This window comes from Nonomuraea glycinis (genome assembly GCF_014646515.1).
GTDB lineage: Bacteria > Actinomycetota > Actinomycetes > Streptosporangiales > Streptosporangiaceae > Nonomuraea > Nonomuraea glycinis.
In genome coordinates this window covers 338,388-356,271 of record NZ_BMNK01000006.1, presented here as the reverse complement: position 1 = coordinate 356,271, position 17,884 = coordinate 338,388, and the positions used below count along the sequence as shown (strand labels likewise).

Genomic DNA, 17,884 nt, shown 5'->3' with positions numbered 1-17,884 from the left:
CCGATGCGCGGGCGGTGCGGCCGGTCCACAATGGGCCTGGTGCTCACCGTCGACCTGGCCGAAGTCGCCTTCACCCGCTTCACCGTGCCCGCCGGGGACGGCGTGTGGACGAGCGACGAGCACCCGATCGGTTTCGCCGCGACGCAGCTCGTCGCCTCGTGGACGGCGCACACGCCTCCCGGCTCCTGGATCGAGGTGGAGCTGCGGGCCACGACCGGGTCGGGGCAGCGCACCAAGTGGTACGTGATGGGCCGGTGGTCCGCGCACGGCCGGCCGCGCAGCTCCGTTCCCGGGCAGGGCGACCAGGACGGCGACGTGGCGGTGGACACGTTCGTGGCCCGGCGGCCGATGGCGGCCTTCCAGGTGCGGGTCACGGCGCACGGCGCGGGCGCGCGGGTGGACTGCCTGGGCGTGCTGGCCTCGGCCGTGCCGCCGCGGCCGGTGACGCCGAGCGCCTCCGCCTCGGCGGGACCGTTCCAGCTGGTGGTTCCCGCCTACTCCCAGCACGAGCACGCGGGGCACCATCCCGAGTACGACGGCGGCGGCGCGCACTGGTGCGGCCCCGCCGCGGTCGCCATGGTGCTCGCCTACTGGGAGCGCGGCCCCGGGCCGGACGAGCTCGGCTGGGTGGGCGAGGACGACCCGTGCCCGGCGGTCGACCACGCGGCGCGCGGCTGCTACGACACCAGCTACCAGGGCACCGGCAACTGGCCGTTCAACGTCGCCTACGCGGGGACGTACGGGCTGGCGGGGTTCGTGACGAGGCTGCGGTCGGCGGCGGAGCTGGAGCGGCTGGTCCGCGCCGGCATCCCGGTGATCACCTCGCTGTCGTTCAGGTCGCATGAGCTGCCGGGCTCCGGGTATTCCACCAGCGGGCACCTCATGGTCGTCACCGGCTTCACCGCCGGGGGCGACATCCTGGTCAACGATCCGGCCGCGCCGGGGAGCGGCGCGCGGGTGCGCAGGGTCTGCCCGCGGGCCGCGTTCGAGAACGTCTGGCTCAGGAGCGCCGGCAGCGCCGGTGGCAACGGCAGTGGCGGCATCGTGTGCGTCCTGCATCCTCCCGAACTGTCCCTGCCCCCATCCGATGGCAATTGGTGAAATATGAGTATTCGACCGATCGATGTGGCACGCACTGACGGCGGACCCCAGTGGGTGGAGGCCGTCGCCACGCCCGACGGCGTCGAGGTGTGGTGGGACGAGCCGCGCCCGCACGAGGGCGGCAGGCGGTGCGTGGTGCGCCGGCTGCCCGGCGGCGAGCGCGTCGACGCCCTGCCCACCGGCTGGAACGCGCGCAACCGGGTGATCGAGTACGGCGGCCGCTCCTGGCGTCCGCTGCCCGGCGGCGGCCTGGTCTTCACGAACTGGGCCGACCAGCGCGTCTACCGCCTCGACGGCGGCGACCCGGTGCCGCTCACGCCGGCGGGCCCCGCCCGCTACGCCGACCTCTACCTGCCGCCAGGCCGCGAGGAGGTGTGGGCGGTACGGGAGATCGAGGACGTGCGCGACCTGGTGGCGATCCCGCTCGGCGGCGGCCCGGTCAGGCGGATCGTCCAGGCGCAGCACTTCGTGATGAACCCCCGCCTGTCCCCCGGCGGCGGCCACCTGTCCTGGATCGGCTGGAACCATCCGGCCATGCCGTGGGACGGCACCGAGCTGTGCGTCGCCCCGCTCGGCGCGGACGGGGTGGCGGGCCCGCACGAGGTGGTCGCGGGCGGGCCGCAGGAGTCGGTCGTGCAGGCCGAGTGGCGCGACGACGACAGCCTGTACGCGGTCACGGACCCGACCGGCTGGTGGAACGTGCACGTGATCGGCCGGGACGGTACCCGTGGCCGCAACCTGACGCCGATGGCGGCCGAGTTCGGCGCCGCGCCGTGGAAGCCCGGCCTGACCTGCCTGGCGGTGGCGGACGGGCGGCTGGTCGTGGTGTACGGCACGGCGGACCGCCGCCGCCTGGGCGTGCTGGATCCCGACAGCGGGCAGGTGCGGGAGATCGGCGGCGAGGCGGCGACCTACTGGGCCTCCACCGTGTCGGCGGCCGGGGGCAAGGTCGCGGCCGTGGCGGCCAGCCCGTACACGCCGCTGGAGGTGGTCCTGGTGGACCTGGACGGGGGCGAGCCCGAGGTGGTGTCGGCGCCCAAGCCGCTGCCCGACCGCGCCCTGCTGCCCGACCCGGAGCCGGTGACGATCGAGGGCGTGCACGCGCACCTGTATCCCCCGGCCGGGGTCCAGGGCCCCGCGCCGTACCTGATCTTCGCGCACGGCGGGCCCACCGGCAGCAGCCCGATCATGCTCGACCTGGAGATCGCCTACTTCACCAGCCGGGGTCTCGGCGTGGCCGAGGTCAACTACGGCGGCTCCACCGGCTACGGCCGGGCCTACCGGGAGCGGCTGCGCCACCAGTGGGGCGTGGTGGACGTGCAGGACTGCGCCAAGGTGGCGCGCGGCCTGGTGGAGCTGGGCCTGGCCGACGCCGCCAACATCGCCATCCGGGGCGGCAGCGCCGGCGGCTGGACGACGGTGGCGGCGCTGGTGCACAGCGACGTGTTCGCGGGCGGCGTCGCCCACTACGCGATCACCGACCCGGAGAGCTGGGCGGCCGAGACGCACGACTTCGAGTCCCGCTACCTCGACGGCCTGATCGGCCCGCTGCCGGAGACCCGGCAGCGCTACACCGACCGCTCGCCGCTGCTGCAGGCGGGTCAGGCGTCCGGGCCGTGCCTCATGCTGCACGGGCTGGAGGACGCGATCGTGGACGTCGGCCAGGCCCGGCGGTTCGTCGCCGAGCTGGACAGGCACGGCAAGCGGTGGGCGCTGCTCACCTATCCGGGCGAGCAGCACGGCTGGCGCAGGGAAGAGACCATCGTGGCGGTGCTGGAGGCCGAGCTGGCCTTCTACGGCATCCTCTTCGGGTTCGACACCCCCGAGGTGGCACCGCTCAAGCTGGAAGGACACGCGTGAAGAGCGTCGCCGAGATCTGCTCGGACCTGATCAGGTTCGACACCACCAACCCGGGCTCGGGCGAGCGCCCGGCCGCCGAGTACGTGGCCACGCTGCTATCCGAGGCGGGACTGGAGCCGGAGGTGTTCGAGTCGGCGCCGCGGCGTACCACCGTGGTGGCCAGGCTGGAGGGCGACTCTCCCGACGCGCTGCTCATCCACGGGCACCTGGACGTGGTGCCCGCCGAGCCCGCCGAGTGGCGGACGCACCCGTTCTCCGGCGAGATCGACGACGGCTGCGTCCATGGCCGGGGAGCGGTGGACATGAAGGGTTCGTGCGCGATGACGCTGGCGACCGTGCTCGGCCTGCGGGCGCGCGGCGTACGGCCGAAGCGGGACGTCGTGCTGGCGTTCCTGGCCGATGAGGAGGCGACCGGCGACTACGGCTCGCGGCACGCGGTGACCGCGCACCGGGAGCTGTTCGACGGCGTGACGCAGGCGATCAGCGAGTCCGGCGGCTTCAGCGTCGTCTCCGGCGAGCACCGGGTCTATCCGGTGGCCGTGGGCGAGCGGGGCACGGCCTGGATGAAGCTGACCGCGCACGGCGTGGCCGGGCACGGCTCCCGGCCCGCGGTGGACAATCCGGTCGCCACGCTGGCGCACGCCCTGTCGCGGGTGGCCGCCCACCCGTGGCCGGTACGGCTGACGCCGTCCGTGGCCGCTCTGCTCCGGAGCCTGTCGGAGATCACCGGCACGCCGATCGACCTGGACCGCCTGGACGAGGAGGCGGCCCGGCTCGGCGCGCTGGGGCACCTGTTCCAGAGCCAGATCCGCAACTCGGCCAACCCGACCATGCTGCGGGCCGGTTACAAGGTGAACGTGGTGCCCTCGACGGCCGAGGCGCACGTGGACGGGCGTTACCTGCCGGGCCTGCGGGAGGAGTTCCTGGAGACGATCGACGAGCTGCTCGGCCCGAAGATCGTCCGCGAGTTCGTGAACCTGGAGGACGCCCCGGCCGCGCCGTACCCCTCGGCGTTCTTCGACGAGCTGGCCGGCTCGCTGGTGGCCGAGGATCCGCTGGCCAGGCCGGTGCCGTACGTGATGAGCGGGGGCACGGACGCCAAGTCGTTCGCCGGGATCGGCATCGAAGGGTACGGGTTCGCGCCGCTCATGCTCCGGCCCGATCTGGACTACTTCGGCATGTTTCACGGCAAGGATGAGCGGGTGCCGGTGGAGGGACTGGAGTTCGGCACGAGGGTGCTCACCCGGCTCCTCACTTGAGTGGAACAAACCATTCCGTTCTGCTATAGTAGTGACAACGGGAAACGCCGAAAGGGGCACCAGTCATGACCTCCGGTTGGACACTGCTCGACCACGCACACGAGGCTCTTCGCACCGTCGTGGGCCACGTGCCCGCTGACGCCTGGGAGCTCCCCACCCCCTGCGCCGACTGGAACGTCACCCAGGTGCTCCAGCACGCCGCGGGCGACCAGATCGGCTACGCCGCCTTCCTGACCGGCGAGCCCGGCCCGGACGAGAACCCGTTCGCGCCCTCCGGCACCCTGCCCGCCGACCCGGTGGCGTACGCGGAGGACGCCATGGGCCGCGCGGCCAGGGCGTGGGCGGGTGTCGACAGGGCCGCGGGCGAGGTGCCGGTGCCGATGCCGCCGAACAAGATGACGCCCGAGCTCGGCGCGGGCGCCTGCGCCATGGACGCGGCGGTGCACGCGTGGGACATCGCGGTGGCCACCGGCCAGCCTTCGCCGCTGACGCCCGAGCTGGCCGCCGGGCTGCTGCCGGTGGCGCGGCAGACCGCCGAGGCGGTGCGCGGTTTCGCCTTCGGGCCGGCGCTGGCGCCCGAGGCCGCGGACGACGACATCGCGACCCTCCTGCGCTACCTCGGCCGCGACCCGCACTGGAGCCGTCCCTGAGCTTCACGGCCTGACGCTCACCACGAACGGGCCGCACGGCTTCAGCGGCTCGCTCAGGTGCCAGCGGCTCGCTCAGGCGAGGGTGGTGGCTAGGCCGTGCGGCGGAGGGTGCGCCGCACGGCCAACCCGCCCATCACGCCGGAGGCGAGCAGCAGGATGCCCGCCTCCGTCCACTGGAAGCGCCAGAACATCGTGGGCGGATGATAGGAGACGGCATAGCCGTACCCCTTGCCGAACAGGCACTTCTCCCACGCCTCGGTGTTCCGGTTGCTCCGCCCGGCGTCCACTCGGCGCGGGCAGACCTCCGCGCCGGGGCTGTCGATCTCCCGGCCCGACGGGTCCACCCAGGTCGCGCCGACCAGCCGCGCGTCCGGATCGGCGAGCACGGTGGTGTCCGAGAGCACCACCCGCTCAGGGGTCGCGTAGTGCTCGCTCAGCGCGAACAGCGTGAACATGGTCACCGCCACCCCCGCGACGACCAGCGCCATCGCGGGCATGGTGCGCCGCAGCACGGTCCCGGCGAGCGTGCCGAGGGCGAACGCGTACAGCCACCACGCGGCCGGCGCCACCCCGACCATGTTGAACACGCCGACGTTGCCGAACGACGACTCGATCCCGGCCCGGAACACCGGCCGCCACAGGCTGACCATCAGCGACAGCAGCAGCCCGCCGGCCACCACGACCCCGCCGAGCACGGCCAGCTTGACCGCCAGCCAGCGCCACACCGGCACCGCCTGGGTCCAGGCCAGCCGGTGGGTGCCGCGCTCGTACTCCCTGCCGAGCAGCGGCGCCCCCCAGAACGCGCCGATCAGCGCGGGCAGCACCAGCGGCATCCAGCCGAAGATCGAGTAGATCGCGTCGTACCGCTCCCCCAGCGCCACCTCCAGCGGGGCGCACGCGGGCGCGCTCCCCGGGCAGCCGGGCGCGGCGTGCCCGGAGACGTACAGCGTGGCCTCGATCGCCGACCCGAGCAGCAGCAGCCCGAGCGCGGCCAGGAAGGCGGCGGTGAGCAGGATCTGCGCCCGGTGCTGACGCCAGGTGACCCAGATCATCGGCCCACCTGCGCGAGTCCCGGCAGCGCGACCGACTCGGGGCTGCGCAGATAGCCCATGACCAGCTCGTCGAGCCCCGGCTGCCGCGCCCGCCAGCGCGGGTCCAGCGGTGGCTCACCCCTGACGAGCATCCTGACCTGCCGCGCGGTACGACTAGCCGCCACGACCTGAACCCTGCCCATCGAGCCTCCGGCGCCCGTCAGCGTCCCGGCGAGCTCCGCCGGGCCCGTCAGCACGAGATGTCCGGCCAGCAGGTCCTCGATGTCGCCGCTCACCTGCAGCCGTCCGCCGTTCAGCACGACCAGCCAGTCGCAGGTCTCCTCCAGATCGGAGACCACGTGGGAGGACAGCAGCACGCTCAGCCCGTGCTCGGCCACCTCCGCCATGATCGCCCGCATCACGTCGTGCCTGGCGACGGGGTCGAGGTTGGCGAGCGGCTCGTCCAGCACGAGCAGGTCGGGGGTCCGGGCCAGCGCGATGGTCAGCGCCACCTGCGCCTGCTGCCCGCCGGACAGCCGGCCCACCTTGCGGTCCAGCGGAATGTCCAGCCCGGCCAGCCGTTTCAGCGCCGCCGGCTGGTCCCACCGGAGGTTCGTCCGGCGGCCGAAGGTGAGCATCTCGGCGACGGTGAACGTCTCGTACAGCGGCTTGTCCTGGGCCACGAAGGCGGCCTGTCCCCGTACGACGACACTGCCCCGGGCGGGGGCGAGCAGCCCGACGGCGGCGTGCATGAGCGTGGTCTTGCCCGCTCCGTTCGGCCCGACCAGCGCGGCGACCCGCCCGGCCGGGAGGGCGAGCGAGCAGTCGCGCAGCGCCCAGCCACGTCGATAGCGCACGCCCAGCCCGGTCGCCTCCAGCACGGGCGGCCTCACGCGACCCCCTCCCGCGCCGCGTCGGCCAGCACCGCGCCGAACAGCGTCCGCAGATCCTCCTCGTCCAGCCCGGCCTCCCGCGCCTGCCGCACCCACGTCTCAAGCCCGCGCCGCAGACGGGTGTGGTCGGCCAGCGTCCCCCCGGGAAGGCCGCGCTCCACGAACGTGCCGAGCCCCGGCTTACCCGCCACCAGCCCCTCGCGCTCCAGCTCGCGGTAGGCCTTCAGCACGGTGTTGGGGTTGATCGCCAGGCTCTCGACGACCTCCCTCGCGGTCGGCAGCTTGTCACCCGGCCGCAACGTGCCCAGCCGCAACGCCTGCCTGACCTGGTGGACGAGCTGGAGGTACGTGGACACCCCCGAACTCCTGTCCAGCTGGAACTCGATCACCAAAACACCCTTTCACTATTCGATTAGTGAAAGGGTGTTGGATCCGGGCCGGATCTGTCAACCGAACTTCGTCTTCGGCCGCTCCTCCAGCTCACCGTCGAGGTAGATGTCGAGCTTCTCGTTGTAGAAGGCGACCAGGCCGGCGACGCGCTCGCTCTCGGGCAGCGGCGTGCGATAGGACCACGCCAGATCCTCGTGCCCGTTGACCGACCAGTATTCCGCGCTCCCCTTGTAGGGGCAGTGGGTGACGGTGTCGGTGTGCTCCAGCAGGTCCAGCCGTACGTCGGTCTTCGGCAGGTAGTAGCGGGCCGGCAGGCCGGTCTCGAAGAGGATCCTGGCGTGGCGGGAATCCGCCACCGTCACCCCGTCCACCTCCACCCGCACATGACGCGAGCTCGGCAGGATGTCCACGCGCGTGTACGGGTCCCGCGGGTGGAAGTAGACCTGCTCGTCCTCCTCGAACCAGGCGTCCATCGCCGCCCACTCGAAGCGCACATGCCCCCGGATGACCTCCAGCGGCGACTCCGGGTAGGCCAGCGCCGCCTCCGGCGCCTCCACGACCCCGGACGTCACCGTGTAGACGACGCCGTCGCCCCTGCTCGGCGAGTGCTTGGTCGTGTCCGTCCGCTTGAGCGCCGACTCCTCGACGTCCTCCAGCGGGAAGTAGTAGGTGGGATAGTAGGGGACCTCCCAGACCAGCAGTGCCCGGGTGGTGTCGGCCACCACCCGGCCGCCGAGGTAGGTCCTGACACGCTTGGCCGAGCGCTCGACACGCACCCGGCCGCGGTTCGTGGCATCCATGCTCGCGAAAACCCCCGTCCGCACCCCACTATTCCGTCCCACGACCCCTGCCCGCCCAGCGCCCTTGAACGCCGGCACACCCCCTCAGCCTTCCCGGGCCGGCGCGCCGCTTGATCACCCCGCTGTCACAGGCCGAACGCCGCCAGCGTCACCCATGTCACCAAGGCCCCCACCACGGCTCCCGCGCCCACCTGGGCCGAGGTGTGGTGGGCCAGCCGTACCCGCGCCCAGCACACCAGCGCCACCACGGCCGCTCCGGCGGCCAAGGTGGGCAGAGCGGGCAGCACTCGCGCCAGCACCACGACCGTGCCCGCGGAGACGGCGGCATGGAAGGAGATCTTCCAGCGCAGCGTGACCGGGATGGTCACGGCCAGGGCGGCGAGCATCGCGGTCACGGTGGCCACCAGCAGCCTCGGCGCACCCAGCGTGGCCAGCACCAGCAGCGCGAGCAGCACAGCGGCGACGGCGGCAAGCAGCGGACCGGTCCGACGGGCCCGGTCGACGATGTGATGGGAGTCAAGCCGCCCCGAGCGCACCCCCACGGCGATCACCGTAGCGGGTACACCACCACAGAGAGCGGAGGCCAGCAGCCCCCACGCGGCTCCAGGCCAGCCCTGAGCGATCAGACCGACGGCAGGCGGCATCGCGATCACGAGCACCTGCGGAGCCAGCAGATCCGTGACCCTCCGCGCCAACGAGTCGGCCATCATGACAGGAAAGATTACGCGATCATGCCCACCCACCAAGGCCCAGCCACACCCGCCCCGTGTCACCCCGCAGCCACAACCCAGCCCTGGCCTGCATGCACTCCGAGTGGGCCGCTTCCCTGGCAGGAGCTGGCCCGATCTGGAAGAAATCCTGGCTGGCTACCGCTTCCACGCCGCACTCAAAGACCTGCCCACCGCCCTGCGCGACGCCTCCGCCCCCGACGACAAGAAAACCCACTTCATCGAACACGCCGGCAAGACCTACCGCATCGGACCCAGCACATCGACGTAGACCTGTGAACCTTCCACCAAGCCCTCACTGACGCCCGCACCGCCACCACCGAACAAGCCAAACTCACCGCCCTGGAAACCGCCACAACCCTATGCCGCGGCCCACTCGCCCGAGGCCTCAAATACGACTGGCTCGACCAAGACCACCGCTGGCCCCTCACCATCGCCAGCGTAAAAGCCCTGCTCCAACTCGACGCCCTCCACGAACGCGCCCTGGAAACCTACGATCAGGCCTGCGCCCTCGACCCCGACATGGAAACCGCCACCCGATCCACCATCCGCCTCCGACCACCCTCGGCCGCACCAACGAAGCCCGCCAACGCGCCCGCCACCTCAAAACCCGCCTCAACACCCTCGGCGCCATCCCGTCACCCGAAACCCAAGCCGTCCTGCAACAACTGAACGCCCCCTCGAAACGCGTCGCGCATGCTTAGTACGCCCACTGCAGGAACCAATGCATGATCGCCGATCACCAGCGGCCGCAAGCGAGATCACGTTGCGATCCTTCAAAGTAATGAGCACCCAGCATGCGGACGTACATCTTGACGATGTTCTCCCACAGTTGCGATCCCTCGCAGGGGCGATGAGGACACTCACATCGCCCGCCATGACCCGGCCCGCGTGCTGGTCTAGATCCCTCGCAGGGGCGAGGAGGACCGGGGACTTCGACGTCGTCGTCTCCGCCACTCCGCAGTTGAGACCCCTCGCAGGGGCGATGAGGACCTGGTGCCTGGATGCGTCGAGCCAGACGGGGTTCTCACTGTTGAGACCCCTCCCAGGGGCGATGAGGACCTCAGCGCACCAGCGGCATTAACTGTCGGTCATGTTGAGACCCCTCGCAGGGGCGATGAGGACGGCTCTTGAGAGCTTGATAATTTCCAGGCGCTTTGCGCGTTGAGACCCCTCGCAGGGGCGATGAGGACCCTGGATCGGCCGCTAAGCCCACGTTCCACCCAGTTGAGACCCCTCGCAGGGGCGATGAGGACTGGCGCTACTCCAAGGCCGCGTTACTTACGACCTGCTGTTGAGACCCCTCGCAGGGGCGATGAGGACCCAGACGTGCAGGCAGCCCACGCCTTCCTCCTCAACGTTGAGACCCCTCGCAGGGGCGATGAGGACACGGGAGGTGGGACCGCATCGCCGCCGAGATGCTGGTTGAGACCCCTCGCAGGGGCGATGAGGACGGGCCCAGCTCCCACGGGATCTCGACGCGGTGGCCGTGTTGAGACCCCTCGCAGGGGCGATGAGGACCCCAAAGTAAAGTCCCAGGCCAGAATGCGCAATAGGGCCCGCTTGCTGACCCGTTCTGCAGCGAACCTCCGGTCGCGCAGAAACCCCCGGAGGTTCGCTGCACGAACCTAGCTCAGTAGGTACGTGGAGATCATGTTCGAGCACCTCCGTACTTCCTCCCCCGATCCGGTCCAGGGCTTCAAGGAGTGGCAGGACATCGAGTGAGGTCCTTGATGAAGGCACGGTTGATCGCAGGGTCACGGTTGTCCATGTACCGCTCTGTCGGCTGGTAGCCCATCCGGGCGTACAGCGCCAGAGCCGCGGTGTTACGTACTCCAGTCTCCAGGATCGAGCGTTGCACGCCGTCCAACATGGCCTGGCGTTCGAGCGCGGTGATGATGCGCTCGCCCAGCCCCAGACCGCGCAGGTGCGGAACGGTGTACATCTTCTTGATCTCGACGATGCCCAGTCGTCCGGAAAAGGGCCGGTATCCGCCACAGGTGACCGGGACTTCGTCGTGGTAGCCGACGAGGAACAGGCCATCCGGCGGTGCGTAATACGCGGCATCGGCCTCGAAGGGGTCAGCGTAGCCGTACCTCTCCACCTGGTCGTCGAACAGTGCCCGGACCAGCAGCGATGAGTCAGGATGATCGTAGGAGCGGGCGTGGAGGAAAAAATGATCCAGGTGGACGGTGATGGTCATCGCTGCAGCACTCCCCTGTCGAACTCAGGAAGAAACTGCGACACCACAGCAGAACGGCTCCGCCGCGCGAAGGCCGGACGTAGGTGCCGCAGATAGGTGATGCTCCGGATCGACTGGACCTCGTCGAGCCGACTGAGCGTAGCCCGGGCCGCGCCCACGGCCGCTTCGGTGTCCCCACACAACAGGTAGGCCTTGGTCAGGAAAACACCGTGGATCACGGCGGAGCGAGGATACTCGGGGCGGGCTCCGGCCTGGGAAAGCGGCGCCAGCAGGTCGATCGCTTCCGCGAGCAGGCGCTTGCGGTAAACGGTCATGTGCTCGCCCAGGACGACGAGCGCCTGCCCCGCTTCGGCGGCGAGTTGGTCGGGCTCCAGGTAGTACAGGTACGGCGGAGGATTTCCGCCCTCCGCCAGAAGCTCCCTGGCCTTCTCCGCCGCCTGCCGGAACGCCGATAGATCGCCTACGGCGGCTGCCGCCGTGGCGACTCGTCCCATGGTCCTGGCCTGCAGGATGGAGTCATCAGGGCAGCAGCGCATGGCTGCGGAAGCGATGCTGATGGCCTCTTGGCCGTGGTCGGAGAAGGCGGAGATGTAGGCCAGCATGCCGATGGCGTTGCAAGCGCGGCCCGACTCTCCCAGGCCACGGGCGATCCGCTCGCTGAGCAGCAGGTAACGCTCAGCCGCACCGTACCGGTTGGCGTCGAAGTGGACCCACCCGACGAGCTGGGACAGGTCGGCGATGGTCGCCATCAGCTCACGTCCGACAGCCGGCTCGTAGTCCGCGAACTGCACCAAGTCCAGAATGTTGCGCAGTTCGCTGGTGACGTAGCGAAGGCTGAGCACGCCGCCACCGTGCCTGTCATCGAGCTTGCGCAACGCCTCGACGTGCGCGCCGATGACCCGTACCTGCGGTGGCAGTACGCGCTCCCGGCTCGCGTTCCGCCGCGTCCAGGTCGTCGTCATGCGAAGCCCGTCGAGTACGGCCGCTGCGAGGTCATGACCCGATGCCGCTCCGACATCGGCGTTCCGTGCGGCGCTCACGGTCGTCAGCTCGCTGATCGACTGGAGCATCTCGTCGACGGTCCCGTCCTTGTCGAAGCCGGAGACAGCGGAGATGGTCGCCTGGCGCCGAGCCGGCCAGAGATGGTCTACACGGACCGTATAGCCGACCTGCTCGGAGAGCACGGCTGCCACCACCGAGGGAAGGGGATCATACGGTTTGTAGCCGTGCCTGACCCAAGCGTAGGGAGCGGTGGGGTCGATGCGCCGGGAGCCGAGGCCGCGGTCCACCAGCCACGCGTTCACGGCCACAGCAAGCTGCCGTGGATTCATGCCAGCACGCTGCAAGACCTCGGCCAGCGCCGTAGATGCATGTGTCATCGCGGCCCTTTCCTGCCTGAGACGACGGTAATTCCCAGCCTTACGTCTTTTCGAGGCCCTCTTGGGCCGCCTATCCAACCTTCACGACCTTCACGAACCGGTCCGGAGATTCATGACCTTCACACCACCAGAACATTCACTATTCGTAACCATTCTGATGCACTGAGCGACGAAATCGTCGTGGCCCATTCCGGAGGTAGGCGTGGAACTTCCCATCAGACTGCACGACTACGACGTGCTGATCGAAGGGCTGCAGCCTGGTTCCGTCGCCCACCAAGCCCGCGCCATCCTCCGCCAGGTGCTCCAGGACGCCGGCGTTGCCACCGAGGACATCGACGACGCGGAGCTCGCAGTAGGCGAACTCGCCGCCAACGCCGAAACGCACGCGTGCCCGCCGTACGAACTGCGGATCGTCTCCGTGAACGGCATCCCCACCTGGTGCGAGATCGTTGACGGCGACCCGTGCTTCACCCGTGTCGCAAAGATTCTTCGCGACCTGAACACTGCTGACCCGCTCACGAGGTGGTTCCAGGAGAGCGGCCGGGGGCTTCTCCTGGTCCACCAGCTCTCAGGCGCCCGCTGCGTCACCTACTTGACCAGATCCTCCGTCACCGGCTGCCCAAGCAAGGCCGTGACTTTCGCTCTTCCTGCCAAGTCGAGCCCGACTCCGGACACCTGCAGGACGATGTTCAGTTTGAGGCCGTAGGAGCAGTACGGCGTCATTCCCGTTGTCCGTGATCTTCACGGCTTGTTGAGCTACCTCACAGGGCGATGAGGACCCCAACGTGACCGACCACTACAGGGGCAAAGTCACCCGTTGAGACCCCTCGCAGGGGCGATGAGGACACCGTGGCCATACTCGGCGCGGTCCTGCACTTCCTGTTGAGACCCCTCGCAGGGGCGATGAGGATGACTGCCGATCTGTCCCGCTAGGAAGAGATGGATGTGTTGAGACCCCTCGCAGGGGCGATGAGGACCAGATAATGGCCGGGCCGATGCTGGTCAAGGACGGGTTGAGACCACTCGCAGGGGCGATGAGGACCAAGGACGAGGGTCCCTCCAGTCCTGAGCCGTTGTAGTTGAGACCCCTCGCAGGGGGCGATGAGGACCAGCTGGTCGGCACCCTGGCGTCAGCCCTTCTACCTGGTTGAGGCCCCTCGCAGGGGCGATGAGGACGCCCTGCCCCTACGGCGCCGCCATGCCCAGGCTCGTGTTGAGACCCCTCGCAGGGGCGATGAGGACTCTTCGCGCCGTAGGCGCGCTACCCACCGTCACGCGCGGTTGAGACCCCTCGCAGGGGCGATGAGGACGGCGCGGTCAAGAAGCATCCGTGCGGCGCCGTCTGCGGGTTGAGACCCCTCGCAGGGGCGATGAGGACGCGGGTGCCATGGCGGTGAATGCCTCGGACAAGCTGTTGAGACCCCTCGCAGGGGCGATGAGGACGGGCACGCGAGGACGCCGAGGGCGCGATCACGGTCGTGTTGAGACCCCTCGCAGGGGCGATGAGGACTCGGGCAAGCTGAGCGGGCCCGGCACGGGCACCTCGTTGAGACCCCTCGCAGGGGCGATGAGGACCCCCGGTAGCTTCCGGATCTTCACCACCAAGCGGTTGAGACCCCTCGCAGGGGCGATGAGGACTCGAAAGGATCAGCATGGGCAAGCCCAAGACAGCCCGGTTGAGACCCCTCGCAGGGGCGATGAGGACGCCACGGCAGGAACCGCGCCGCTGACCATCACCGGGTTGAGACCCCTCGCAGGGGCGATGAGGACCGCAGGTCGGCGGCGTCCGCCGGGCGGGGACCTTGTTGAGACCCCTCGCAGGGGCGATGAGGACGAGCGGCTGGTAGGTGGTCTTGCGGCTGATGGCGACGTGTTGAGACCCCTCGCAGGGGCGATGAGGACCCCAAAGTAAAGTCCCAGGCCAGACTACGCAAGAGGACCCGCTTACTGAGCCATTCTGCAGCGAACCTCCGGTAACGCAGTAACCCCCGGAGGTTCGCTGCACAAACCAGCTCAGCAGGCACGAGGGGACCACGTTCGAGCTGCCGGTGAAATATGCCCCCCATACGCTTTCTATCCCGGGATGCCGAGGACGATCTTCCCCTACCTCAGCCGTTAGCGTTGCCATTCCACGATCACCTGCCTGTTGGATACCCGATGCCTCGATAGATCATGTGCACTCTGCGGCCACCCAGTCCAGGCCGGCCGAGCAGGCGAGCCGGATCAGGGTTCGTACGAAGGTCTCGGCGGCTTTCATGTCGATGCTGAACTGCCGGGTGACCCACGCGAGCAGTTGCGGGCCGCTGGGGAGGACGGTCGCCGAAATGGCCCTGAGGAGGGCCCGGTAGTGGTCTTTGGCCTGTCGGGCTCCCTGGTCGGCGATGAGTGCGGTGAGGGTTCGACGAGCGAAGTGGGCGTTCTCTCGATCGATGATCAACTCTTCGGGCGCGGAGACCGTGGTCTGAGCGGACGCCGACAGTTCCTCTGTCGTGGACAGGTAGGTGACCACGTTGGCGCAGTAGAAGGCGGGGTGTAGCTGGCGAAGCTGTTCCAGCTTGTTCCGAAGCATGCGCTGCGCGTGTGAGCGGTCCATGCCGGAGGCGCGATCGATCAGGTCGCCGGGGATGTCCAGCGGGTCACGGGCGCCCTTCCGCAGGCGCAGGATGGCGTTGAGGAGCAGCTCGAACTCATGGTCGTCGGTGCGCAGCGGTGCCGCCCAGGCCGCTGTCTTGAGGTCTCGGGCCGGTTGCGCGGAGGCGCCGCGGGCTTGGGCATCGGCTCGGGCCACTTTCGCTTCGATGCTGCGCAGCTCGTAGTGCACGAGCTGCGCCCGGGCGGCACGGATGTACGGCAGCTCGTGCGGCGCTGGGCGGCGGCGGATCTGAGCGGCGGCCTGATGGAGCTCTTCGGCGGTCAGGGGGGTGGCCAGCCACTGCGCGATGGCGTCCATTTCCCGGATGGGTTCACCGGTCTTCGTCCGTGGCGGGGTGCCACTCATGGTGTCGCTGAGCCGGTTGTATCCCTCCAGGAGGAGGTCAGCGATGGTCTGCTCACATTCGTCGCACCAACGTGGAGCTTGTACGCCCTGACACGGCCGGCCGCGATGGCGGGCCCGACGGAGGGGCCGGGCTGCGGCGTCGCGAAGCGCGGGGGAAACGAGAATGAAGTAAGAGCAGAAATCGATGGGCTTGATACCCAGGTCGGCGATGGACACGCGAAAGCTCCCTCCGAGTTCGGCAGAGGGCGTCGGGGGACGCGCTCTGACGGCATCGGCTCCCGAAGTCTCGGGAACCCTCAGAAGAAGCGATATGCATCGCTCAGGTCCGCTGGCAGTCGCCGTTGGACATCACGAGATTGGCAGGAACCTTCCCACCACGTCAACCGCCTTCCTGAAATATGAATTCAAGTGCTTTTGTAACCGATTTGTACTTCATGATGAGTTCTGTGTCCGTTTTAGACGGTCCCTTAAGCTCGCGTACGGCTTGCAGCAGAAGTTCGTGAATTTCACCGCCGCCACCCCGGCGACGAGGAGCACGCCATCGACGGTCCAGACCATGGCCGTGTGCCGAACGGTTGGCCCGCAGCGACAGCTTGTCGATGGCAGGGCGGGGTTCGCGGATCTCTTCCCAGCGACTCCAGGGGAACAAGGCCGGCCGGAGCGCTGTGACCGCCAGGTACGCCGCCAGGTCGGGCTGGTCGCCGTGCACATGGGCGATGAGGAGCAGCCTCTGCCGGGCAAGGGCGAACTCGTCTGGGCCCCTTGGGATGCGTGGACAGGCACCGTACAGGTTGACTTCCAGGCTTTCGAGAGCAGGCAGCACGGAGCGCAGTTGGGCGGAGCCGCGTTCCAGCAGTCGGCGGGCCGTGCGGAGGTCGAGGCGTTTGACGGCGCTTACGGCAAGCTGCGCCAGCATCCGATCAGCGCCGAGCCGAGCGAGTACCGGACGACCCCCTCTTACCTGCGGTGAAGAGCCAACGCGGGTCAGCTCCATCATCGACAGGGGACACGCGGCTGTCAGTGACCATGCCACTCCTGCGGCGATCATGCCGTAGTTGGTCAGAGGAGGGCCGGGGTTGAGGAACAGGACGATCTCGTCCACGTCTCGCAGACTGCCCGATCCGGTGCGGCCGGTGGGCTGAGCTTCCGCCCTCATGGCGTCGACGACGGTGTCACGGACGCGGTCGACCCCTCCCTGGACGCCTTCCACCACACGGACGTCCACGTCGGCGTAAGTCATGGTGATCTTCCGCGCGATGCGGCGGGCCCGGTCGAGACTCTCGGGACTGGCCAGTAGGCGGATCCGGGCCATGCCACGGCGGAGAAATCGCTCCCGTCGTTTCCAGAGCTCGGTGAGGATGACTTCCGCGGTGTGCCGGTCTTCCACCTCAACGCCCTCGCGGTCGAGGCCGACTCCGACAAGGGCGAGGACGTCGCCGCTGCCGACGACGGGCCACGCGGTCTGCCCGGTATCAGCGATGAGCCGGTTCGCTCGATCCCCGTTCTCCCATCGTTCGATGACCGTCAGCAGAGTCGGCGGGAGAGGGCCCGGGTGGAGTTGTCCAGGTTTCAGGTGTGCGCGGTGCGTGGCGGCGGCGGTGTACAGCTCGGTCAGGGCCGAGTCGCGAATCATCCGTACGCAGGCCGAGTCCAGGTCCTCGTTAATGGACCTGGCGATCTGCCGGATGAGCGCGGACAGACCCCCATCCTCCGCGACCCTGGTCCCCAGCGCATCGATGAGGCGCTCAACCTCCCTCCTAGTGGCCGGAGCCAACGTGGCCTTCTCCGCATCGAAGAAGCGGCGTAGTTGTTCGCCGTACCAGGCGCGCAGGAGGCCATAGTCGGCGGCCTCGCCCCGGCCGAAGCGCTCGGACACGGCTGCCTGAACGGTCGCCCACGTTCCTGCCGAACCTGACCACTCCGGCTGACCGGCAGCGAGGTGTTTCATCAGCCCAGGGTCGGCCGCCTGACGGGCCGCGAGGATCTGCCACAGGGGTGCGTTGACGGGATCTACATCGGAGAGCGCATCCCAGAAGCGGTGCCTTAACAGCCAGGACTTGAGGTGCGAGTCCGGGTCGGCGGGCTGGTTCAGTGTGTAGGGCTCTGTCGGTGCGTCGATGTGGAAAATGCGGACCGGATGATGGGTCTCCAGGGCGGCGCAGACGGCGCCGACGCTGAGGGAGAAGGCCCCTGAACCGCAAGTGACCAGGAGCTCTGAAGCCGGGTTCTGATCCAGCCAGTCGCACAGCGCAGCGGAAGTGTCGTGAATGGTGGGGCCTGCGACTTCGACCACAGAGACGGTGGACGACGGGAAGCGGGCTCCGCACAGGCCGTCGTCCGAGGTCAATCCGGCTTTGATCTCCGCGGCGCAGGCGGCGAATGTGGCGAGATGCGCGCCACGGCTGTTGGTGGTGCCCAGCAGGACGATGCCGGTGATGCGGAGCCCGGCGGCCATCGCGTCGAAGATCTTGCGGAGGGGGCGACGATCTTTGTCTGCCCCCTCCGGGTCGCCTTCGAGGTCGGGTGCGGAGCCTGGAACTCCGAACCCCAGGTCTCCGTCGCCGACGGCATGCACCAAAAGCACTCGGGTGT

Annotated in this window: 15 protein-coding genes and 2 CRISPR repeat arrays; of the genes, 6 read left to right on the top strand and 9 right to left on the bottom strand. The window is 69.1% G+C overall.

Annotated features, from left to right (window positions below):
• Window positions 1-30: 30 nt before the first annotated feature.
• The 4 genes from IEY87_RS19910 (at window position 31) to IEY87_RS19895 (ending at window position 4,870) form a co-directional block, all read left to right on the top strand.
• Window positions 31-1,101, top strand: a complete 1,071-nt coding sequence (locus IEY87_RS19910) for a C39 family peptidase (RefSeq protein ID WP_189140183.1) — start codon at window positions 31-33, stop codon at window positions 1,099-1,101.
• 24 nt (window positions 1,102-1,125) lie between these two features.
• On the top strand, window positions 1,126-2,961 hold the full coding sequence (locus IEY87_RS19905) for a S9 family peptidase (protein WP_225277503.1): 1,836 nt from the start codon (window positions 1,126-1,128) through the stop codon (window positions 2,959-2,961).
• Window positions 2,958-4,220 carry a M20/M25/M40 family metallo-hydrolase gene (locus IEY87_RS19900; RefSeq protein ID WP_189140181.1) on the top strand — a complete coding sequence of 421 codons (1,263 nt, stop codon included), beginning with the start codon at window positions 2,958-2,960 and terminating at the stop codon, window positions 4,218-4,220. Before IEY87_RS19905 ends, IEY87_RS19900 begins: the two co-directional genes overlap by 4 nt.
• Window positions 4,221-4,285: 65 nt before the next feature.
• Window positions 4,286-4,870, top strand: coding sequence for a TIGR03086 family metal-binding protein (locus IEY87_RS19895; RefSeq protein WP_189140180.1), 585 nt, complete (start codon window positions 4,286-4,288; stop codon window positions 4,868-4,870).
• An 89-nt stretch (window positions 4,871-4,959) separates the two neighbouring features.
• Here the strand turns inward: IEY87_RS19895 and IEY87_RS19890 are convergent, their stop codons facing one another.
• The 5 genes from IEY87_RS19890 to IEY87_RS19870 all read right to left on the bottom strand — a co-directional run bounded on the left by IEY87_RS19890 (window position 4,960) and on the right by IEY87_RS19870 (window position 8,694).
• Window positions 4,960-5,922 (bottom strand): ABC-2 membrane transporter-related protein, encoded by a 963-nt coding sequence (locus IEY87_RS19890; protein ID WP_189140179.1) that lies wholly within the window; start codon window positions 5,920-5,922, stop codon window positions 4,960-4,962.
• Complete coding sequence (locus tag IEY87_RS19885) at window positions 5,919-6,794, bottom strand: ABC transporter ATP-binding protein (protein ID WP_189140178.1); 876 nt, start codon at window positions 6,792-6,794, stop codon at window positions 5,919-5,921. Before IEY87_RS19885 ends, IEY87_RS19890 begins: the two co-directional genes overlap by 4 nt.
• Window positions 6,791-7,183: a GntR family transcriptional regulator gene (locus IEY87_RS19880; RefSeq protein WP_189140177.1), complete on the bottom strand. Its 393-nt coding sequence runs from the start codon at window positions 7,181-7,183 to the stop codon at window positions 6,791-6,793. Before IEY87_RS19880 ends, IEY87_RS19885 begins: the two co-directional genes overlap by 4 nt.
• A 57-nt stretch (window positions 7,184-7,240) precedes the next feature.
• Entirely contained in the window at window positions 7,241-7,984 is a 744-nt protein-coding gene (locus IEY87_RS19875) for a DUF427 domain-containing protein (protein WP_189140176.1), read from the bottom strand.
• Window positions 7,985-8,109: 125 nt separating this feature from the next.
• Window positions 8,110-8,694 carry a hypothetical protein gene (locus IEY87_RS19870; protein ID WP_189140175.1) on the bottom strand — a complete coding sequence of 195 codons (585 nt, stop codon included), beginning with the start codon at window positions 8,692-8,694 and terminating at the stop codon, window positions 8,110-8,112.
• Window positions 8,695-8,797: 103 nt separating this feature from the next.
• Between IEY87_RS19870 and IEY87_RS19865 the strand changes: the two genes are divergently transcribed.
• A complete protein-coding gene (locus IEY87_RS19865) occupies window positions 8,798-8,983 on the top strand; it encodes a hypothetical protein (RefSeq protein ID WP_189140174.1) in 186 nt (61 codons plus the stop codon).
• 560 nt (window positions 8,984-9,543) lie between these two features.
• A CRISPR array of direct repeats spans window positions 9,544-10,233; the repeat unit is 30 nt; unit sequence GTTGAGACCCCTCGCAGGGGCGATGAGGAC.
• 178 nt (window positions 10,234-10,411) lie between these two features.
• Here the strand turns inward: IEY87_RS19865 and IEY87_RS19860 are convergent.
• Together IEY87_RS19860 and IEY87_RS19855 are read right to left on the bottom strand one after the other, a co-directional pair.
• Entirely contained in the window at window positions 10,412-10,915 is a 504-nt protein-coding gene (locus tag IEY87_RS19860; RefSeq protein ID WP_189140173.1) for a GNAT family N-acetyltransferase, read from the bottom strand.
• Window positions 10,912-12,372 carry an NsdA family TPR-like regulatory protein gene (locus IEY87_RS19855; protein WP_229699360.1) on the bottom strand — a complete coding sequence of 487 codons (1,461 nt, stop codon included), beginning with the start codon at window positions 12,370-12,372 and terminating at the stop codon, window positions 10,912-10,914. Before IEY87_RS19855 ends, IEY87_RS19860 begins: the two co-directional genes overlap by 4 nt.
• Before the next feature lie 124 nt (window positions 12,373-12,496).
• On the opposite strand from IEY87_RS19855, the gene IEY87_RS19850 reads away from it, so the two are divergent.
• A complete protein-coding gene (locus IEY87_RS19850; RefSeq protein WP_189140172.1) occupies window positions 12,497-13,000 on the top strand; it encodes an ATP-binding protein in 504 nt (167 codons plus the stop codon).
• Window positions 13,001-13,439: 439 nt separating this feature from the next.
• Window positions 13,440-14,196: a CRISPR direct-repeat array (repeat unit 30 nt; unit sequence GTTGAGACCCCTCGCAGGGGCGATGAGGAC).
• A 268-nt stretch (window positions 14,197-14,464) separates the two neighbouring features.
• Here IEY87_RS19850 and IEY87_RS19845 read toward each other — a convergent pair.
• Together IEY87_RS19845 and IEY87_RS19840 are read right to left on the bottom strand one after the other, a co-directional pair.
• A complete protein-coding gene (locus IEY87_RS19845; protein ID WP_189140171.1) occupies window positions 14,465-15,508 on the bottom strand; it encodes a hypothetical protein in 1,044 nt (347 codons plus the stop codon).
• A 163-nt stretch (window positions 15,509-15,671) separates the two neighbouring features.
• Window positions 15,672-17,867, bottom strand: coding sequence for a hypothetical protein (locus IEY87_RS19840; protein WP_189140170.1), 2,196 nt, complete (start codon window positions 17,865-17,867; stop codon window positions 15,672-15,674).
• Window positions 17,868-17,884: the final 17 nt, after the last annotated feature.